19 protein-coding genes are annotated in these 18,520 nt (G+C 51.4%); 11 read left to right on the forward strand and 8 right to left on the reverse strand.

What is annotated here, in order from left to right:
* Positions 1 to 7 precede the first annotated feature (7 nt).
* Positions 8 to 1,117 (forward strand): glycoside hydrolase family 105 protein, encoded by a 1,110-nt coding sequence (locus tag ACIPDS_RS02900; protein ID WP_400732419.1) that lies wholly within the window; start codon positions 8 to 10, stop codon positions 1,115 to 1,117.
* A 21-nt stretch (positions 1,118 to 1,138) separates the two neighbouring features.
* Here the strand turns inward: ACIPDS_RS02900 and ACIPDS_RS02905 are convergent, their stop codons facing one another.
* Complete coding sequence (locus ACIPDS_RS02905; RefSeq protein WP_166514045.1) at positions 1,139 to 1,987, reverse strand: helix-turn-helix domain-containing protein; 849 nt, start codon at positions 1,985 to 1,987, stop codon at positions 1,139 to 1,141.
* A 197-nt stretch (positions 1,988 to 2,184) separates the two neighbouring features.
* Between ACIPDS_RS02905 and ACIPDS_RS02910 the strand changes: the two genes are divergently transcribed.
* From ACIPDS_RS02910 to ACIPDS_RS02930, 5 genes are all read left to right on the forward strand, one after another.
* A complete protein-coding gene (locus ACIPDS_RS02910) occupies positions 2,185 to 3,075 on the forward strand; it encodes a carbohydrate ABC transporter permease (RefSeq protein WP_400732423.1) in 891 nt (296 codons plus the stop codon).
* Positions 3,068 to 3,970 (forward strand): carbohydrate ABC transporter permease, encoded by a 903-nt coding sequence (locus ACIPDS_RS02915; protein ID WP_400732425.1) that lies wholly within the window; start codon positions 3,068 to 3,070, stop codon positions 3,968 to 3,970. Before ACIPDS_RS02910 ends, ACIPDS_RS02915 begins: the two co-directional genes overlap by 8 nt.
* Positions 3,971 to 3,982: 12 nt before the next feature.
* A complete protein-coding gene (locus ACIPDS_RS02920) occupies positions 3,983 to 5,110 on the forward strand; it encodes an ABC transporter ATP-binding protein (RefSeq protein ID WP_400732428.1) in 1,128 nt (375 codons plus the stop codon).
* A gap of 375 nt (positions 5,111 to 5,485) precedes the next feature.
* Entirely contained in the window at positions 5,486 to 6,382 is an 897-nt protein-coding gene (locus ACIPDS_RS02925) for a hypothetical protein (protein ID WP_400732430.1), read from the forward strand.
* Entirely contained in the window at positions 6,382 to 6,885 is a 504-nt protein-coding gene (locus ACIPDS_RS02930; protein WP_400732433.1) for a hypothetical protein, read from the forward strand. The genes ACIPDS_RS02925 and ACIPDS_RS02930 overlap by 1 nt, the downstream gene beginning before the upstream one ends.
* 80 nt (positions 6,886 to 6,965) lie before the next feature.
* Here the strand turns inward: ACIPDS_RS02930 and ribA are convergent, their stop codons facing one another.
* Positions 6,966 to 7,556: a GTP cyclohydrolase II gene (ribA, locus tag ACIPDS_RS02935; RefSeq protein ID WP_400732436.1), complete on the reverse strand. Its 591-nt coding sequence runs from the start codon at positions 7,554 to 7,556 to the stop codon at positions 6,966 to 6,968.
* A 168-nt stretch (positions 7,557 to 7,724) separates the two neighbouring features.
* On the opposite strand from ribA, the gene pgpB reads away from it, so the two are divergent.
* The 5 genes from pgpB to yciH all read left to right on the forward strand — a co-directional run bounded on the left by pgpB (position 7,725) and on the right by yciH (position 11,312).
* Positions 7,725 to 8,450 carry a phosphatidylglycerophosphatase B gene (gene pgpB / locus ACIPDS_RS02940; protein ID WP_400733431.1) on the forward strand — a complete coding sequence of 242 codons (726 nt, stop codon included), beginning with the start codon at positions 7,725 to 7,727 and terminating at the stop codon, positions 8,448 to 8,450.
* A gap of 168 nt (positions 8,451 to 8,618) precedes the next feature.
* Positions 8,619 to 8,927: a LapA family protein gene (locus ACIPDS_RS02945; RefSeq protein ID WP_062777713.1), complete on the forward strand. Its 309-nt coding sequence runs from the start codon at positions 8,619 to 8,621 to the stop codon at positions 8,925 to 8,927.
* A 6-nt stretch (positions 8,928 to 8,933) separates the two neighbouring features.
* The gene (gene lapB, locus ACIPDS_RS02950) at positions 8,934 to 10,103 is read left to right on the forward strand and encodes a lipopolysaccharide assembly protein LapB (protein ID WP_400732439.1); all 1,170 of its coding nucleotides are present in this window, start codon (positions 8,934 to 8,936) and stop codon (positions 10,101 to 10,103) included.
* A gap of 148 nt (positions 10,104 to 10,251) precedes the next feature.
* Positions 10,252 to 10,986: an orotidine-5'-phosphate decarboxylase gene (pyrF, locus tag ACIPDS_RS02955; protein ID WP_400732441.1), complete on the forward strand. Its 735-nt coding sequence runs from the start codon at positions 10,252 to 10,254 to the stop codon at positions 10,984 to 10,986.
* Positions 10,986 to 11,312 (forward strand): stress response translation initiation inhibitor YciH, encoded by a 327-nt coding sequence (yciH, locus tag ACIPDS_RS02960; RefSeq protein WP_400732444.1) that lies wholly within the window; start codon positions 10,986 to 10,988, stop codon positions 11,310 to 11,312. Before pyrF ends, yciH begins: the two co-directional genes overlap by 1 nt.
* Before the next feature lie 227 nt (positions 11,313 to 11,539).
* Here the strand turns inward: yciH and osmB are convergent, their stop codons facing one another.
* The 6 genes from osmB to ACIPDS_RS02990 form a co-directional block, all read right to left on the reverse strand.
* Positions 11,540 to 11,758, reverse strand: a complete 219-nt coding sequence (gene osmB / locus ACIPDS_RS02965) for an osmotically-inducible lipoprotein OsmB (RefSeq protein ID WP_400732446.1) — start codon at positions 11,756 to 11,758, stop codon at positions 11,540 to 11,542.
* A 295-nt stretch (positions 11,759 to 12,053) separates the two neighbouring features.
* The gene (locus ACIPDS_RS02970; RefSeq protein WP_166514036.1) at positions 12,054 to 12,803 is read right to left on the reverse strand and encodes a DNA-binding transcriptional regulator YciT; all 750 of its coding nucleotides are present in this window, start codon (positions 12,801 to 12,803) and stop codon (positions 12,054 to 12,056) included.
* 70 nt (positions 12,804 to 12,873) lie between these two features.
* Positions 12,874 to 13,056, reverse strand: coding sequence for a hypothetical protein (locus ACIPDS_RS02975; RefSeq protein ID WP_400732449.1), 183 nt, complete (start codon positions 13,054 to 13,056; stop codon positions 12,874 to 12,876).
* Positions 13,057 to 13,138: 82 nt separating this feature from the next.
* Positions 13,139 to 15,124 carry a cyclic di-GMP phosphodiesterase gene (pdeR, locus tag ACIPDS_RS02980; protein ID WP_400732452.1) on the reverse strand — a complete coding sequence of 662 codons (1,986 nt, stop codon included), beginning with the start codon at positions 15,122 to 15,124 and terminating at the stop codon, positions 13,139 to 13,141.
* 182 nt (positions 15,125 to 15,306) lie between these two features.
* The gene (locus ACIPDS_RS02985; RefSeq protein WP_400732455.1) at positions 15,307 to 17,241 is read right to left on the reverse strand and encodes an exoribonuclease II; all 1,935 of its coding nucleotides are present in this window, start codon (positions 17,239 to 17,241) and stop codon (positions 15,307 to 15,309) included.
* An 81-nt stretch (positions 17,242 to 17,322) separates the two neighbouring features.
* On the reverse strand, positions 17,323 to 18,480 hold the full coding sequence (locus ACIPDS_RS02990; protein ID WP_400732458.1) for a CMD domain-containing protein: 1,158 nt from the start codon (positions 18,478 to 18,480) through the stop codon (positions 17,323 to 17,325).
* Positions 18,481 to 18,520: the final 40 nt, after the last annotated feature.

Below are 18,520 nucleotides of genomic sequence, written 5' to 3' on the forward strand. Positions count from 1 at the left end.
AGGCAATATGGACAGAAAACAACTGCAATTTAACGCCGCGCAAACGGTGCAAATAACGGAAAGTCTCATTGATGCGCTGGTCAACATTCGTGATGAAAATGGCGCATTTCTGATGACGCTGGCGGACGGCCGCGTGGTTGATACCAAAGGCTGGTGCGGATGGGAGTGGACGCATGGCATTGGCCTTTATGGGCTGTGGCAATACTGGCAGCAAACGCGTGATCCGCGCTGGAAGGCTATCGTTGAGCAGTGGTTCAGCGATCGCTTTAAAGAAGGTACGCCCACTAAAAACGTCAATACGATGGCGCCTATGCTCACGCTAGCCGCGCTCTATGAAGAAAGTGGGCATACGCCGTGGCGGCGTTATATCGAGATTTGGGCCAACTGGGTGATGTATGACATGCCGCGCACTGAGCTTGGCGGTTTACAGCATATGACCTTTAACTACGCCCATCATCAACAGCTATGGGACGATACGCTGATGATGAGCGTCATGCCGCTCGCCAAAGCCGGTCTGGTGCTTAACCGACCGGAGTGGGTGGCGGAGGCCAAACGACAGTTCCTGCTTCATTCGCAGTATCTGTGCGATGCGCCAACCGGGCTTTGGTATCACGGCTGGAATTTTGAAGGCCGTCATCACTACGCCAAAGCGTTGTGGGGGCGGGGCAATAGTTGGGTGACGGTCGCCATCCCTGATTTTATTGAAATGCTCAATCTGCCAGAAGGCGACCCGGTGCGTGAATTCTTGCTGGGGCAACTCTCGCGGCAGGTTGAGGCGCTGGCTGCGCGTCAGGACGGGGAAAGCGGGCTTTGGCATACGCTGCTCGATGATCCGACCTCCTATCTGGAGTCTTCCGCTTCGGCAGGATTTGCCTACGGTATTCTGAAAGCGGTGCGTAAGCGCTATATCGACAAGCGTTTTCTGGCGACCGGAGTTGCGGCAGCGGAGGGCGTGATGCGGCAAATTTCCCCGCAGGGTGAATTGCAAAATGTCTCATTTGGCACCGGCATGGGCAAAGATCTCGACTATTACCGCAACATCGAACGTACCACCATGCCATACGGTCAGGCGATGGCGATGCTGGCGTTAATTGAGTATCAGAACCTGTTTATCTGAGTGGCGCAAAGGCTCTTCACCTCAGGACTGAAGAGCCGTGCGATGGCTTATCAACGGAAACAGTCCATATTTGCGGACGGTACGCGGTGGAATGCCAAAGAACAGTTTAAAGCGATGGGAGAAGTAGTTGCTATCGTTAAAACCGCACTGGTAGGCGATATCGGTAATCGTCTGCTGGGAGGTGACCAGCAGGTTCATCGCGTGGCATAACCGGACATGGGTAATGTAATCATTGGGAGTTAGTGCGGTAATAGATTGTACTTTACGCTCTAGCATCCGCTTTTGAATATTAAATTTCTGCGCCAGATAATCGATACTTAATTGATCGTTAGCATAATTGTGATGTAAGTAATTCAGGAGATTAATAATTGAATCTTCTTTAGCATAATTATTGATGGTTTGGCTGACGTGTCCACGCTGCAGGAATATGGCTAATTGCGTAAATAGCGTTTCCAGCATGATGGCGCGATGCGGTAAATCATGGGTTAATTCTTCATTTAATAGGTTGGTATAAAATGCACTATGTACAATTGCTTGATGAGTCGCCATAAATTGTTTCTCAGGCGCGAAGTCGGTCAATAGCGAAAGTAAGGTATCGGTCATAAAATCGGGGTGAATCAGGATATTGAGCAGGGAGAGCTTTTCCACTTTCTCAAAATAGTGCTCCTCATGAGGTGCCACGATAAATACCGAACCGCAGCTAATCGGCCACGAGATACCGTCGATGACGTGCATCCCGCTACCGGAGGAGACGCACACCATTTCATAAAAGTCGTGGGCGTGCAGTGGGCAGATGTCCTGGTCAGCAATGTGCTTAATCATCAGTGACGCGTTATCAGGAAAATAGGTTGCATGACGACGCAGTGCCATGGAAATAGCCTTATCAGGAAAAGAAATTATTTCCAGACTATAGGATTTAATCCTTAAAAAATGAAATGTTTTTTCATTAATTTGCTTGTGCTCACAGCTAATTTTTATTAGCCATTATTAAATGTGATAAAGATCACTCCCTCATCCTATCCTGACGATGAGTGATATTGCGTTTCTTTATTATATTAGAGGAATCTATGAACGAGAATAAATTATTAGGTCTGGCATGGATATCACCCTATATAATAGGGTTGCTGGTATTCACGGCATTCCCTTTTGTTTCATCATTTCTATTAAGTTTTACCCAGTATGATTTGATGAGCCCGCCGCAGTTTATTGGTATAGAAAACTACCGTTATATGCTGACGGAAGACTCGTTATTCTGGAAGTCAATGGCGGTCACCTTCATTTATGTGTTCCTGACCATACCGGTCAAGCTCGCCTTTGCGTTGGGGATTGCGTTTGTCCTCAACTTTAAGCTCCGCGGCATTGGATTTTTCCGCACCGCTTACTACATCCCCTCTATTCTCGGCAGTTCAGTGGCGATTGCGGTGCTGTGGCGGGCGTTGTTTGCCATTGATGGGCTATTCAATAGCATGCTGGCGGTGATTGGCGTTGACCCGATTAACTGGCTTGGCGAACCGTCGCTGGCGCTGATTTCGGTCACGCTCCTGCGGGTCTGGCAGTTTGGTTCGGCGATGGTTATCTTTCTGGCCGCTTTGCAAAACGTGCCGCAATCGCAATATGAAGCGGCGATGATCGACGGGGCGTCGAAGTGGCAGATGTTCCTGAAAGTGACCGTGCCGCTGATTACGCCGGTTATCTTCTTCAATTTCATTATGCAAACCAGCGGCACCTTCCAGGAGTTCACCGGCCCATACGTGATTACCGGCGGCGGCCCGACCTATTACACCTATCTGTTCTCACTTTACATCTATGACACCGCCTTTAAGTACTTTGATATGGGGTACGGTGCTGCGCTGGCATGGGTGCTTTTCCTGGTTGTCGCCGTCTTTGCGGCGGTCGCCTTTAAGTCATCGAAATACTGGGTGTTCTACTCTGCCGATAAGGGAGGCAAACATGGCTGAGCTGCAAGCAATGTCATCTACCGAGCAGGAGGCCGCGCGCGAAGTGGCTCGTACCCTGCGCCGCGAAAAAATAAGCCGCTCACTTCGCTATTTTATTTTGCTGGTGGTCGGGCTGATGATGCTCTATCCGCTGGCGTGGATGTTCTCGGCATCGTTTAAACCCAATCATGAAATTTTTACCACGCTCAATCTGTGGCCCGTTCACACGACCTGGGATGGCTTCATTAACGGCTGGAAAACCGGGACGGAATATAACTTCGGCCATTACATGATCAACACGTTTAAATATGTCATTCCGAAAGTTGTCCTGACCGTTATCTCGTCCACCATCGTGGCGTACGGTTTTGCCCGCTTTGAGATCCCCTGGAAGAAATTCTGGTTCGCCACGCTCATCACTACCATGCTGCTGCCGAGTACCGTGTTGCTTATTCCGCAGTATTTGATGTTCCGCGAAATGGGCATGCTCAACAGCTATCTTCCGCTGTATTTGCCCACGGCTTTCGCCACGCAAGGTTTCTTCGTGTTTATGTTGATTCAGTTTTTACGCGGTGTGCCGCGCGATATGGAAGAAGCCGCGCAGATAGATGGCTGTAACTCCTGGCAGGTGCTGTGGTTCGTGGTGGTGCCTATTTTGAAACCCGCGATTATTTCTGTAGCGCTGTTCCAGTTTATGTGGTCGATGAACGACTTTATCGGCCCGCTGATCTATGTGTACAGCGTGGATAAATATCCGATTGCGCTGGCGCTGAAAATGTCTATCGACGTCACCGAGGGCGCGCCGTGGAACGAAATTCTGGCAATGGCAAGTATCTCCATTTTGCCGTCCATCATTGTCTTTTTCCTGGCACAGCGTTACTTCGTCCAGGGTGTCTCCAGCAGCGGAATTAAAGGTTAAGAGGGAACTATCATGGCTGAAGTGATTTTTAAAAAACTCGAAAAGGTCTACTCCAACGGCTTCAAAGCGGTACATGGGATCGATCTTAACATTGCGGAAGGGGAGTTTATGGTGATTGTCGGGCCGTCGGGCTGCGCGAAATCGACCACCCTGCGCATGCTGGCCGGACTGGAGACCATTAGCGGCGGAGAAGTGCGGATCGGTGAGAAAATCGTCAATAATCTTGCGCCGAAGGAACGCGGTATTGCCATGGTGTTCCAGAACTATGCCCTGTATCCCCATATGACGGTCCGAGAGAATCTGGCCTTTGGCCTGAAGCTCAGCAAGCTGCCGAAAGCGACGATTGATGCACAGGTGAATGAAGCCGCCAGAATTCTCGAACTGGAGGATTTGCTGGATCGTCTGCCACGCCAGCTTTCCGGGGGCCAGGCGCAGCGCGTGGCGGTAGGGCGCGCGATTGTCAAAAAGCCGGACGTGTTCTTGTTTGATGAGCCGCTATCAAACCTCGACGCGAAGCTGCGCGCCTCCATGCGCATTCGTATCTCCGATCTCCACAAACAGCTAAAGCAATCCGGTAAGCCGGCGACCACGGTCTACGTGACGCACGATCAGACGGAAGCGATGACCATGGGCGATCGTATTTGCGTGATGAAACTGGGGCATATCATGCAGGTCGATACGCCAGATAATCTCTATCACTATCCGCAAAATATGTTTGTGGCCGGGTTTATTGGCGCGCCTGAAATGAACATTAAGCCCGCCAGCATTGTTAACAAAGAGGACGGGTTGCACATTACCGTCGGCCACGACACACTACCGCTTAGTGCGCAACAGCAAAGTAAAGTGGCGGACTATGTCGATAAAGAGGTCTACTTCGGGATACGTCCAGAGTATGTCAGCGTGTCAACGCAGCCCTTTGCTGAGGGCTGTGGCAGAGGAACGCTTATCCGAGTAGAAAATATGGGCCATGAGTTCTTTCTGTACATGCAGGTAGGCGATTTTGAGATGACTGCGCGCATGCCATCGGATCACGCAAGGCCGATCCTCGACGCAGGGTTGAACAGCCCGGTATGGTTCCGATTTGATATGGTGAAGTGCCATATCTTTGACGCGCAGAGTGAGCAGAATATTTCGCTTTAAGGGAAGGTCGCCGTTTATATGAATAAACGGCGAATAAAGTGAATGATTAGTGAAACCGATGAGCAGGGGCTTGTTCAATGCCACTACTTAGCTAACGAGTCTATTTAACTCTGTCATCGGTTGATGCTAATAAATAATCTAATGTATAAGTCATTTAAATTATATTGTTTCAGTGAATTATTTTATCTGGTTTCAATAAAGTTAATAAGTTGACTTGATGTTTGCGATAATAAATATTGAAGGCTATCTATCGGTTATATATTATGGGCGGTGAATCACTGCTTTTAATATTTATAAGAAATGCGAAAGGTATTTGTTTTGTGAATGTGTTTGGTGCATCAATAATGGCCAATCTAACAGGAGATTAATCAATCGATGAGAAAGGTAGGTAAATCTGAATTAAGAAACTCATCCTGGGAAGAGTATTTGGGGGATTCATTGCGCGGCAAGGTGCCTGTTAACCAGTTAACGCCAAAGCATCCTTATTTACTGAACACGTTAGGGCTGGAAGATGTTCTCCACAAAAATACTGAGCATATTCTATTGCTGACTTTGGATGAAGCCTATACGGTTGTTAATAGTTTCTATAATATTGGCACAACGTATGCGGGGAATATTAAAGATACGCTCACTGGAGGTAAAAATATTGTCAAGCTAATCAGTTATCATGATTCAGGGAAACTGGTATTCAATCTTAAGAGTTTAGGCATTAAAGCTATCTCGTATATCCATAAGGGAGTTGTTTATATCAAGGTGACCGGCTATCCATCATTGAGGCGCATTATCAATGGAACACGTTACAGCTTAAATAATCTCAAAATACTGGAGCTTAGTATCACTAAAGCAGGGATTTCAGAAGGGGTGATAAGCGGTACACGATTCTGTATCTATTTTGCTGGGGCGGTACGGATCGCTGAGTTGATCTTCTCTTCTGCACACGACGTTGCGCAGTTTATTGGTAATATTACGATGGATGTGGCTAAGGCGATTGTTTCGTTATTTTTAACCAGGATTGCGGTTAATGTATTTGGTGGTACGGCAATGTCAATGTTCGTTAGTTCGGTTGTTCCCATATCAGTAACTATATTTTTTGTAGTATCTTTAGGGGTGGCGATTACCTATGGTTTATATAGTTTGGATAAATCATATCAATTGTCGCCAAAATTAATAGAAAGTATTAAGAAGGGACTGGCAGAACATCGTAAGATACAGGAGTGGAATCTCAAACGTAGCAACCCATATTTATGGTCAATGATTAATGCAGGTCAGTGATGAATATAAAGCTTATTACGGATGGTCTGAGAATTTCATTGATTATTTGCTTTGTAACTGGAATGATTTATTTAATTTATACAACCGTCATTGAAGATGTGAGTGATCTTATTCATAGTGCCGATTATGTTTCGTTTGATCCAAAAGCTATCCCCCTTTTTCTGATCTTACCTACGGCTGTCGTCGCTGATTTTGTTCTGATTTGTGGTCTGTTCCCCGTAGGCACACCGCCAATGAATCTGGCTAAGTTTATTATTATAAAATTTAGTGTACCGTTGGTTGCATATGGCATCTGCGCTATGGTATTAGGATTAGTTTTATCATTCATTATATTAATCTATCCCTTAGGCACTGATTACTATAAATGTGATTCCACGAGCATTATTTCTTCTGGGGCTGTTTACGCCAAAACCGAAGCACTTTGCAAGCAGAGGGCGTTGGAAATTAAAAAAAGCATTGGTGCTGATAGTGAAGATACGCCCTTGAGAGAGCCGCAACAGTAGGGCTATGAAGAAAGGGCACTAAAAAAACCATGAAGAGAGGATAATCGCCGTTTATATTTAAACGGCGATCTCAGCCAGGATTATTTATTCAGCAAATGCCCCATCTTCTCAGCCTTAGTATCAAGGTAGTGGGCATTTTTCGGGTTACGTCCGACAATCAGCGGCACGCGCTCGGTGATGTTGATGCCCGCTTCAGTCAGAATTTCGACCTTTTTCGGGTTATTGGTCAACAAACGTACTGCGTCAACGCCCAGCAGTTTGAACATATCGGCGCACAGTGTGAAATCGCGTTCGTCGGCGGCGAAACCAAGCTGGTGGTTGGCTTCAACGGTATCATAGCCCTGGTCTTGTAACGCATAGGCACGAATCTTATTCAGCAGGCCGATGTTACGACCTTCCTGACGATGATACAGCAGGATCCCACGACCTTCTTCCGCAATATGTGACAGGGCAGCTTCGAGCTGAAAACCACAGTCACAGCGCAGGCTAAATAATGCATCGCCGGTCAAACATTCTGAGTGAACACGAGACAGCACGGGCGTTTGCCCAGTAATATCACCAAATACCAGCGCGACGTGATCGTGCCCGGTTGCCAGTTCTTCAAAGCCCACCATCAGGAAATCGCCCCAAGGGGTTGGCAGTTTGGCTTCTGCCACACGTTTAAGCTGCATGTGATTCTCCAGATTATCTCAGCGCTAGCAGCGCTTTCTGTTTTCCTTATTTTGCCACAACGTGCTTTACTTCACCTAATGGTGCGCGGGCAACCGTCGGTAAAAACGCACAATTTTGACAATATATTTTCAGCTAACGTTGTGACATTGATGGAAAAAGGAAAAGAAATGCGCGTCATTGCGGTACGAACCTTCATAGCGGCAGCCATACTGTTTATGATGCCGCTGGGAATCTGGATCTCCGGTTGGCAGTGGTTGCCAGGACAAAGTGGCGCAGGGTTGAAAGCGTTGTATGCGGTGACTGAAACGGTCACGCAGCCGTGGGGCATTATCACGCATCTGTTGCTGTGTGCGTTGTGTCTTTGGCTGTTGCGCCCCGGTTTACGCGCATCGGTTATTCTGGTGCTCGCGCTCAGCGCTGCCGTGGTCGGCGGGCAAGGTGTTAAATCGCTGGTGAAAGCCCAGGTACAAGAACCGCGGCCCTTTGTCGTGTGGCTGGAAAATACGCAACGCGTTCCGGTTGCGCATTTTTATGCGCTGAAGCGCAGTGAACGCGCGGCGCTGGTGAAAGAACAGCTATCCGGGCAGCAGACTATCCCTAAGTTTTTACGCCATCATTGGCAAAAAGAGACCGGTTTTGCGTTTCCCTCCGGGCACACGATGTTTGCTGCCACCTGGGCGCTGCTGGCGGCGGGGCTGCTATGGTCAAGGCGTCGGGTATGGGTGGTGGCGGCCATCATGGTGTGGGCGATTACGGTGATGGGCAGCCGTCTGCTATTGGGGATGCATTGGCCGCTCGATCTGATGGTGTCGACAACTATCTCATGGGTACTGGCCACCCTGGCGCTGTGGATAGTTCGCCGGTATTGCGGGCCGCTGGAAAAAGAGACATAAAAAAGGGCGCGACGACCGGAAATACGAGAAAGGGTTGATTTTCATTGTTCATACCCACAGATCCTTGTCTTACGACACGCTTTTCCATTTCGTCGTCGCGGTGAAGATGTTATTTTATAAGGCTAGGTGCTGTTTACACGCTGCTGAAGCCACATAACGGGAAGTAATGTGAAATACCTACTCATTTTTTTATTGGTGTTAGCGATTTTCGTCATCTCAGTGACGCTGGGCGCGCAAAACGATCAGCTTGTGACCTTTAATTATTTACTGGCGCAGGGTGAATTCAGAATTTCGACGCTGTTGGCGGTGCTGTTTGCCGTTGGCTTTGCTATTGGTTGGCTGGTTTGTGGCTTGTTCTGGCTGCGCGTGCGCGTCTCGCTGCTGCGTGCGGAACGTAAAATTAAACGACTGGAACATCAAATTGCGCCAGAAACGGTTGCGCCGGTGACCCCTGCGACACCAATGGCAAAGGAATAATCATTTATGCTGGAGTTGTTGTTTCTGCTCTTACCCGTCGCCGCCGCCTATGGCTGGTATATGGGGCGCAGAAGTGCACAACAGTCCAAACAGGACGAAGCGAGCCGCTTGTCACGTGATTACGTGGCAGGGGTAAACTTTCTTTTAAGCAACCAGCAGGACAAAGCGGTTGACCTGTTCCTCGATATGCTCAAAGAGGATACCGGCACCGTGGAAGCTCACCTGACGCTGGGGAACCTGTTTCGCTCGCGCGGTGAGGTAGACCGGGCAATTCGTATTCACCAGACGCTGATGGAAAGCGCCTCGTTGACCTATGACCAGCGTTTGCTGGCGGTACAGCAGTTGGGGCGTGACTATATGGCGGCCGGCATGTACGACCGCGCGGAAGACATGTTCAGCCAGCTGGTTGATGAAACCGAATTTCGCATCAGCGCATTGCAGCAGCTCCTGCAAATCTATCAGGCAACCAGCGACTGGCAAAAAGCCATTGAGACTGCTGAACGTCTGGTGAAGCTGGGTAAAGACAAACATCGGGGCGAAATTGCCCATTTCTGGTGTGAACTGGCGTTGCAGCAAATGGGCAACGATGAGCTGGATAAAGCATTGTCGTTGCTTAAGCGCGGCGCCTCGGCAGACCCGTCCAGCGCTCGCGTCTCGATTATGATGGGGCGCGCGTGGATAGCGAAAGGTGACTATGCGAAAGCCATGGACAGCCTGCTGAAGGTTATCAATCAGGATAAAGAGCTGGTCAGCGAAACGCTGGAAATGCTGCAAACCTGCTATCAGCAACTGGACAGAAATGCCGATTGGGAACATTTCCTGCAACGTTGTGTGGAAGAAAACACCGGCGCGACGGCGGAATTAATGCTGGCGCAGGTGATGGAGCAAAACAAAGGCAGCGACGTTGCACAAACCTACGTCACGCGCCAGCTTCAGCGCCATCCTACGATGCGCGTGTTCCACAAGCTGATGGACTACCACCTGAATGAAGCGGAAGAAGGGCGCGCGAAAGAGAGCCTGATGGTGCTGCGTGACATGGTGGGAGAACAGGTGCGTAGCAAGCCGCGCTATCGTTGCCAGAAATGTGGCTTTACGGCCTATACCATGTACTGGCACTGCCCATCGTGTCGCGCGTGGTCAACGATCAAACCTATCCGTGGCCTTGACGGTCAGTAGCCATTCTAAACGCCCCTCAAAGCGATAATACGCCTACATTTCTGCCCTTGAGCCGACTCCGGCATTGTGCCTGCCGGGTCGCGCAGGTAGAATGCTGCCCGTTTACCTTTTCCGCACCCTGCGTGCCCATCAATAAGAAGGTCCAGTCATGTCTGTTGCTTCATCTTCTTCCCGTGTCGTTACTTCCTCGCCCGTTGTTGTCGCCCTCGATTATGATAATCGCGATAAGGCGCTGGCTTTCGTTGACCGGATTGACCCGCGTGACTGCCGCTTAAAAGTCGGCAAAGAGATGTTTACCTTGTTTGGCCCACAGTTGGTGCGTGACTTACAGCAGCGCGGCTTTGATATCTTCCTCGACCTCAAATTCCACGACATTCCCAATACCACGGCGCATGCGGTAGCCGCCGCCGCGGATCTGGGCGTCTGGATGGTGAACGTACATGCCTCTGGTGGGGCGAGAATGATGACCGCGGCGCGTGAAGCCCTGGTTCCGTTTGGTCAGGATGCGCCGCTGTTAATTGCGGTCACCGTGCTGACCAGCATGGAGTCGAGCGATTTGCTCGATCTTGGCGTGACGTTGTCACCTGCGGACTATGCGGCGAAGCTGGCGGCACTGACGCAACGCTGCGGTCTGGATGGCGTTGTCTGTTCAGCGCAGGAAGCGGTACGCTTTAAGCAGGAGCTAGGTCAGTCATTTAAACTGATTACTCCGGGCATTCGTCCTGCGGGCAGCGCGGCGGGCGATCAGCGCCGCATTATGACGCCTGAACAGGCTCAGGCTGCGGGCGTTGACTATATGGTTATCGGCCGTCCGGTGACGCAGTCCGCCGACCCGGCGCAGACCCTGCGTGATATTAATGCATCGTTAAATCTGGGGGCGTAATGAGTGACGCAAACAGCCGTCTGGTCTATTCGACCGAAAGCGGGCGTATTGATGAACCGAAAGTTGTCGCCGAGCGCCCAAAGGGGGACGGTATTGTCCGTATCCAGCGCCAGACCAGTGGGCGTAAAGGTAAGGGCGTATGCCTGATTACCGGCATCGATCTTGATGATGATGCGCTGGCAAAGCTTGCGGCTGAACTGAAGAAGAAATGCGGTTGTGGCGGTTCGCTTAAAGACGGCGTTATTGAGATTCAGGGCGACAAGCGCGATTTGTTGAAAAGTCTGCTTGAAGCGAAAGGCATGAAGGTGAAACTGGCGGGCGGTTAAGCGGCTTGCCTTCCCGGGGACACTGCGTGCGCCCGGGCTACCGGTGTCCGTAGTCCGTAGGCCTGAAAGCTGCGCGCCATCAGGCATGACCGCATACATTGCCGGATGGCGGCTTTGGCTTATCCGGCCTACGTCCACCGGTAGCCCGTTCGAGCAACGCGACGGCGGGAACCACACAAAATAAAAGGGCCCCGATTTGCATCGGAGCCCTTTTATTTATTAAAAACTTATTTGCCAACCTGGTGGCCGATAATCCCACCGACAGCGGCACCGCCCAGCGTACCCAGCGCGCTACCGTCTGATAATACGGCACCACCAATTGCACCTGCACCTGCACCCAGCGCGGTATTACGGTCGCGTTTAGACCAGTTAGAACACGCACTTAACGACATTACCAGCGTTACAGCTAAAACAGCAGCAGTCATTTTTTTGTTCATTGACGTCATTTTATTTCTCCTGAATTATCTATTCATGGAAAAAGCACTTTAATTATAGCCGCTGTCTTAAGAGGCTGAGTGTTCTCCATGAAACTTGTTGCGCAGGTTGTAAATTTTGTTGCTAAAGGTCACGCAAGTGATAGTTACTTCCTGTTATATCGCTAACATCAAGTTTACGACTTTGTGATGTAATCGACAGGTTAAAAAGTCTTAAATCAGGGATCAGAATACTCTTATAGCGAGGCGGGTTACTGCATAAGGGGCAGGGGGCGTGCCCGATGCGCGGGAGCATCGGGCTGACTATTTAAGGACGTTTTACAATATTTACCGTGAGTCCAGCCTGTTCAAGCTGGAGCTGTTTTTCCGTTGCCAGGTTGTCGTCGGTAATAACCCGATTAAATCGGCTCATTGGCCCCAGCGGGTAGGGATGGGTGGCGCTAAATTTTGAGCTATCCGTCAGCACAATGGCTTCAGTGCCTTTTTCCAGCACCGCATTGACGATATCGGAACGCATCATGTCTCGTCCGGTAAAACCGGTCTCAGGCTGCCAGCCATCAATGCCAATAAACGCTTTGCTAAAATGCACCTGCTGAATGTACTGGCGGGTTAACGGGCCTACCATGCTTTCGCTTTTTTTCTGATAGATACCGCCCAGCAGGATAACTTCTCCCGGCGTCTCTTTAAGCAGATGAGCAATATAGCTGCTGACGGTAATAATAGTGATGTCGGGCTGAGTGGCCAGTTCGCGCGCCAGTAATGCATTGCTGCTGCCGTTTTCAATAAATACGGTTTCACCGGGGCGTACCAGCGAAGCGGCAAACTCCGCCAGTTCGCGTTTGAGGGCGAAATTGTTCATCATCCTTGTTTCAACGTCTTCGCTATCCAGCGGCACGGCAAAACCGTGGGTTCGCCGCAGGTAGCTTTGCTTCTCCAGCAGGTTTAAATCCTGGCGAATGGTCACTTCTGATACGCCGGACATTTTTGCCAGCTCGGCAACGCTCATTCGGCCTTTATCAATGACCAATTGTAAAATGGTTTGCTGTCGGGAATTCATAATAATGCATCAATATCTCTGTGCGAGGGCGCGGGTTTATCACCTCTGCGCCGCTCGCCGGGCGAAAGGGTTAGATTTCCCAGGGGGATTTTGGCTGACCAGGCTTACCACCACGTTCTTCGGCAGCCAGCGTCAGCAATTCCGCTTTTAATATTTCCAGGTTGTTCATTGCGGAATGGGTATCGCCGCCGACCAGAATATCAAGTACGGTATCAATACGTTGGGCAATCTGGCGCGCATCGAGCTCGGACATAGTGGGATCCTGTTAATAAATTCGATTGAAATCAATGATGCAAAATTTAGTGACAAAAGAGAAGTGAAAAAAACGGCTTACCTTATAACCGGGAACGTGCTTCCAGCCAGCGTTCCAGTAACGCCGCGGGCATTGGATGGGCAAAAAGGTAGCCCTGACGTTCATCCACCCCGTGCAGAGTGAGAAACGCATCATCGTCGACGTCTTCAACTCCCTCCGCCACAATATGTAAATTGAGCGCGCGGGCGACGGCGATAATCGCCAGAACCAGCGACTGCGATACCGACCGGTCGTGAACCCGCTGGACAAAAATATGGTCGAGTTTGATGGTGTCGATAGGAAAGCGCGTCAGCTGGGAGAGGGATGAATAACCGGTGCCAAAATCATCAAGATGAATTTGCGCGCCCAGCTCGCGAAATTGCTGAATAACCGTAAGCGCCTGCTCGGCATTGTCAATCAAGCAACTTTCGGTCAATTCAATATCGATAGGACACTGCGTGAATCCCCGCTCGTTGAGCGCCTGGCGCAGGTCGCAAAAAATGGACTGGTCGACCAACTGACGTGCCGAGACGTTGACCGCGACGCGCAAATGAATGCCTTTATCCCGCCACAGCGCCACCTGACGAATCGCATCAAGCATGACCCAACGGCCAAGCGGGACAATCAATCCTGATTCCTCTGCGTAGGAGATAAAATCCATCGGCGGAATAAGACCTCGTTCAGGAGAATTCCAGCGCACTAACGCCTCAAGGCTGCGCACTCTGCCGTCCAGCGACACCTTAGGCTGGTAATAAATGACCAGTTGGTCGCTTTGTAGCGCCTTACGCAGATTCGTATCAAGCCACAGATACTCGAATACTCGCAGATTCATCTCGGGGGTAAACACGCTAAACCGCCCGCGTCCCTTCTCCTTGGCGGTATACATTGCGGTATCCGCATTGCGGATCAAACTTTCCCTATCTTTCCCGTGCTGGGGGGCAATCGAAATCCCCAATGAACAGCCGCTGTAGACTTCGATGAGCCCAATTCGCAAAGGGTCACGCAGGCGAGTGAGCACGCGCGATGCCATCGCTTCCAGCGCGCTTTGCGAGGTATCGGTCGCCAGTACGATAAACTCATCGCCTCCGAGCCGGGCTAACGTCTGACCCTCCTCCAGACAGCTTAAAATCGACAGCGCGACGGATTGCAGAAGCTGATCGCCAAAAACATGGCCGTAGGCATCGTTAACCTTTTTAAAATTATCGAGATCGAAATACACCAGACCAACTTGTTCTTCCAGGCCACGGCCTTCAAGGGCCTCGCCTATCAGTTCGTTTATCGCGTGGCGGTTGGGCAGGCCGGTAATGGTGTCGGTATTCGCCAGTACTCTTAGCCGCTCCTGGGCGCGGCGCTCTTCGGTAATATCTGTGCCGGAGCAAATAAGGAAAACTTCGTTTCTCCCGCTGCCGCTATGGACAAAGCGATTGCGAAATAAAAACAGGCGCGGCCCTTTACGCGTTTTTATCCAGCGTTCGACCTCATAAGGACCACCGTTACTGAAAAAGCGGCTCACATTCTCTCGCGCAGCGGCGGCTTCGGGAGGCGTCATAAAGAGTTCAAAAGCGGTTTTACCAATGACATCGTGCTCTTTGAGGCCGGTATATTCTTCGCATAAGCGGTTGAAACGTTGGATCTTGCCGTCACGGTCGAGGATCACGATCACCGCGTTGGCTTCGGAGACAACCTGCTCAGCAAAAAGCAGCCCTTGTAAGAGATCGCGCGCCACGGAAGAGGTATCAAACCAGGAGGAGGCCGTTCCGGCCCACTCGCTGGTACTGATCTTACGGCCAATTAAATGCACTGGAACGTCGTAACCATTAAGTTGAATATTGAGCGAGACGCTGGAGGTGGTCACGGTGATGGCCTGAATGCGCTGCACATTTTCCGGGCTTAATGTGACGGTGAGTTCCGCTTTGGCATCCGGGTCTACGCTCAGATGTAACGTGGGATTATCCTGCGAAAAACGCCAGAAAAGGCTGGTTTTGCCCGAATTTGGATCAAGAAGGTTTTGTGCTAAAGATGTTGTCATCAACTCTCCCTCATTCATCCGCGATGTAATTACCTACAGCCCAGCCACAATATTTAGTGTGAACGGTTTTCGAAAATTCGCAGGGAAAAAAGTCAGGAGGTGTGGTGCAGATAAAAAAACGGCCCTGAAGAGGGCCGTTTGATGGCTGATAAAGCGCGAACCGTTGCCCGGCGTGACGGCGCTTACGCGGCCGGACGGGCGATAACGCTGCGGGTTTCCATACGGACTTCGGCTATCGTCACATCAATGACGTCGGTGACTTTATAAGCCACTTCGCCTTTGATCTGTACGGTGCCGTTTTCCTGGCTGCAAACCATCTCATCGCGGACGGCATGCAGGAAAGGGGCCGGGATAAAGGCTACTGCGCCGTTATCAACTAGACGCACGCGCATCCCGCCGCGGCTGACATCGATAATCTCAGCGGCAAAACGTGTCTCGGTACCCGCCTGTGGGCTGAGGTAGCGAGCGTAAAGCCAATCGGCCACGTCACGCTCTGCCATACGGTTCAGACGACGGCGCTCGGCCATCTGTACGGTGATCTCATCTTGTGGACGCGCGATGGTTTCACCTTTGATGATAGCTTTCAGCAGGCGATGGTTAACCATGTCACCGTACTTACGAATCGGCGAGGTCCAGGTTGCATACGCTTCCAGACCTAACCCAAAGTGCGGGCCCGGTTCGATGCTGATTTCAGCAAATGACTGGAAGCGACGAATGCGGCTGTCGAGGAACCCAGTTGGCTGGGCGTCCAGTTCGCGGCGCAGTTTGCAGAAGCCTTCCAGGGTCAGGACTTCCACTGGGTCAACGTGGACGTCGTGATTTTTCAACAGTGCGGCCAGCGCTTCGGTGTTGTCAGGTGCAAAGCCGGTGTGCACGTTATAAATACCGAAACCAAGCTTATCGCGCAGCACACGGGCGGCGCAGATGTTGGCGGCAATCATCGACTCTTCAACGATGCGGTTAGCAATGCGGCGCGGTTCGGCAACGATATCCAGCACTTCGCCTTTCTCACCGAGCACGAAACGGTAGTCAGGACGATCTTTGAACACCAGCGCGTGGGTTTTACGCCATTCGCTGCGCAATTTGCAGACGCGTTCCAGCAGGGTAATTTGACGCGCAATCGCGTCATTTTGCGGCTGCCAGCTACCGCTGTTTTCCAGCCAGCCCGATACGTCGTCGTAGGCAAGCTTGGCTTTCGACTCAATGTTGGCGGCAAAGAATTCAATATTGTCTTCAATCGTGCCATCTGCTGCCAGCGTCATTTGACAGGCCAGCACCGGGCGAACCACGTTGGCGCGCAGGGAACACAGGTCGTCAGACAGCTCGCGCGGCAGCATCGGGATGTTGAAACCTGGCAGATAGTTGGTAAAGGAGCGAATTTTCGCCGCGTTATCCAGCTTGCTTCCTTCAACAATCCACGCGGTAGGATCGGCAATCGCCACGGTCAGCAGCAGCTTGCCGTCGCTGGACTCTTCAACGTACAGCGCATCGTCCATATCTTCGGTGCTGGCACTGTCGATGGTGACGAAATCAAGCGCCGTAAGATCGCGACGTTCAATGCCTTCATCCTGCATTTCGGTCGCCACGCCGTCTGGCGCTTCTTTTTCAAGATTATGACGGGCGAGGGTGACCCACCAGGGCACGAAGTGATCGTCGCCATAGGTGATGAATTTGGTCAGTTCTGCGTAGAAGGTGCGGTCGCCTTTTAGCGGGTGGCGACGCATCTGCGCAACCGCCCAATCACCCTCTTTAAAATCGTGGGTCACATCGCGGTCGGCGCGGCATGGAATGGCATCTTTGAGCAGGGGATGATCGGGCACGATAGAAAGCCGGTCATCTTTGCGATGCACTCTGCCGACAAAACGGGTCAGGAACGGTTCAACCAGTTCTTCTGGCTCGGCGCTCTCTTTATCTTTTTCAGAATGGATCACGGCAATAATGCGGTCGCCGTGCATCACTTTTTTCATCTGCGGCGGCGGAATAAAGTAGCTTTTTTGTGCATCGACTTCGAGGAAACCGAAACCTTTTTCCGTGGCTTTAACGACCCCTTCCGCACGTGGCGTTTGGGAATGAAGTTGCTGTTTTAGCTGCGCGAGCAGCGGGTTATCCTGAAGCATAATGTTCTATTTTCGTGGCCAAAAGAGCGGCTGACATTGTGACGCGAATCAAGGGTTGGCAGCAAGCGCTGTTTCACCCTTTTACGTAACTTGTTGCCCGCAGCCAAGGGCAATGCGCAGGCGGTTTAACCAACCGCTTAACGCACTCCAGGCGAGCAGGGTAATGGCATCTGGTGTCGATAGCCCGTATTCTAAGAGCGGTGCAAGCTGTGTGGTGCTGAAGCGATCTGGCGCCCGGGTGAGCAGTTGGGTCGCCTGCGCAACCGCGCGTTCGCAGGGAAAGTGATGACTCCAGGCATGCATTGCGCGCTCGCCGTTTCGCACGGCTTCCGGCAGGCCGCTTGCGCCTTGCCATTGGGTACTGTAGTAATTAAAACAGCTGACGCTACCGTTAATCCGTGCAGGAATGAGCGACGAGAGCGGTTGTAGCGGATGGGCGAAGGTCAGCGCGTCGATAAGCTCGCCGAGCCCATTTAACAGCTCTTCTTCATGTGCCAGCACCGGCGCGAGCGCCTCAAGCTCCGGGATAGATTGCCAACGGTGTAAGGCCTCGCCCTGCGGCGTATTCGTTTGAAGGGACTCTATGCCGTGGAGATCGGTGTGCCATTGCGCACTGTCGTGGCTAAATAGCGCGGCGTCCGCATCTTCTTGTACCGGCATTCCGGGGATCCATCGTACCGGGAAACCCAGATGCGCCTGCAAAAGGGCGATAACCCGCGCCTGAAAACCGACAAAGCCCACCACTTGATTAATGATAATAATATCGTGCAGCGTCAGACCCACATCGTCGAGCTGCTGGCGAGCGCGCGGGGTGATAATGGACGGCGAGCTTGCTAGTTGACGGGCGTATTGGGTGATTTGCGCCAGCCGATGGTTGCTCTCGCGCGAAGAGTCGGGGCCGGGCAAAGGCGCCAGACGGGCGGCATAGTGATTACAGAGCCGCTGGACGCCCGAGACTTGGGCGACCGTCAAGGCCGTACTCAGTCTGTCGTACGCGCTGAAGGTGTGCAGTCGATTGGTGGTGACGACATTGGGAAACAGCGTATTAGCCAGCCTTCGGGCAGCACGTAGCCACTTGAGGCTGGCGTTAAGCAGCGCGTCGGGCAGCGTCAGATCGAGTAAAAAACGGTCGTCAACGTACGCGGCCTCGGGAACCAACGGCATCACATCACTGTGTTGGGTTCTCGACTGGGTTTCGTGATACCAGTGGTTTTTGCCGGAAACGTGGCGTGGCTCCATGGGTGTTCCTTGATCTGATAGTGGCGAGCCAGCCGCGTCA

Source organism: Kluyvera sp. NPDC087067 (assembly GCF_044745165.1).
GTDB lineage: Bacteria > Pseudomonadota > Gammaproteobacteria > Enterobacterales > Enterobacteriaceae > Kluyvera.

What these genes read in the sequence shown, in the direction of transcription:
- pgpB (WP_400733431.1), top strand. Translation starts at nt 7,725, where the DNA reads ATGCGCGTCATTGCGGTACGAACCTTCATAGCGGCAGCCATACTGTTT.
- ACIPDS_RS02910 (WP_400732423.1), top strand. Translation starts at nt 2,185, where the DNA reads ATGAACGAGAATAAATTATTAGGTCTGGCATGGATATCACCCTATATA.
- ACIPDS_RS02990 (WP_400732458.1), bottom strand. Translation starts at nt 18,480, where the DNA reads ATGGAGCCACGCCACGTTTCCGGCAAAAACCACTGGTATCACGAAACC.
- ACIPDS_RS02930 (WP_400732433.1), top strand. Translation starts at nt 6,382, where the DNA reads ATGAATATAAAGCTTATTACGGATGGTCTGAGAATTTCATTGATTATT.
- pdeR (WP_400732452.1), bottom strand. Translation starts at nt 15,124, where the DNA reads ATGACAACATCTTTAGCACAAAACCTTCTTGATCCAAATTCGGGCAAA.
- ACIPDS_RS02975 (WP_400732449.1), bottom strand. Translation starts at nt 13,056, where the DNA reads ATGTCCGAGCTCGATGCGCGCCAGATTGCCCAACGTATTGATACCGTA.
- ACIPDS_RS02920 (WP_400732428.1), top strand. Translation starts at nt 3,983, where the DNA reads ATGGCTGAAGTGATTTTTAAAAAACTCGAAAAGGTCTACTCCAACGGC.
- pyrF (WP_400732441.1), top strand. Translation starts at nt 10,252, where the DNA reads ATGTCTGTTGCTTCATCTTCTTCCCGTGTCGTTACTTCCTCGCCCGTT.
- ACIPDS_RS02925 (WP_400732430.1), top strand. Translation starts at nt 5,486, where the DNA reads ATGAGAAAGGTAGGTAAATCTGAATTAAGAAACTCATCCTGGGAAGAG.
- ribA (WP_400732436.1), bottom strand. Translation starts at nt 7,556, where the DNA reads ATGCAGCTTAAACGTGTGGCAGAAGCCAAACTGCCAACCCCTTGGGGC.
- ACIPDS_RS02970 (WP_166514036.1), bottom strand. Translation starts at nt 12,803, where the DNA reads ATGAATTCCCGACAGCAAACCATTTTACAATTGGTCATTGATAAAGGC.
- lapB (WP_400732439.1), top strand. Translation starts at nt 8,934, where the DNA reads ATGCTGGAGTTGTTGTTTCTGCTCTTACCCGTCGCCGCCGCCTATGGC.
- osmB (WP_400732446.1), bottom strand. Translation starts at nt 11,758, where the DNA reads ATGACGTCAATGAACAAAAAAATGACTGCTGCTGTTTTAGCTGTAACG.
- ACIPDS_RS02915 (WP_400732425.1), top strand. Translation starts at nt 3,068, where the DNA reads ATGGCTGAGCTGCAAGCAATGTCATCTACCGAGCAGGAGGCCGCGCGC.
- yciH (WP_400732444.1), top strand. Translation starts at nt 10,986, where the DNA reads ATGAGTGACGCAAACAGCCGTCTGGTCTATTCGACCGAAAGCGGGCGT.
- ACIPDS_RS02900 (WP_400732419.1), top strand. Translation starts at nt 8, where the DNA reads ATGGACAGAAAACAACTGCAATTTAACGCCGCGCAAACGGTGCAAATA.
- ACIPDS_RS02985 (WP_400732455.1), bottom strand. Translation starts at nt 17,241, where the DNA reads ATGCTTCAGGATAACCCGCTGCTCGCGCAGCTAAAACAGCAACTTCAT.
- ACIPDS_RS02905 (WP_166514045.1), bottom strand. Translation starts at nt 1,987, where the DNA reads ATGGCACTGCGTCGTCATGCAACCTATTTTCCTGATAACGCGTCACTG.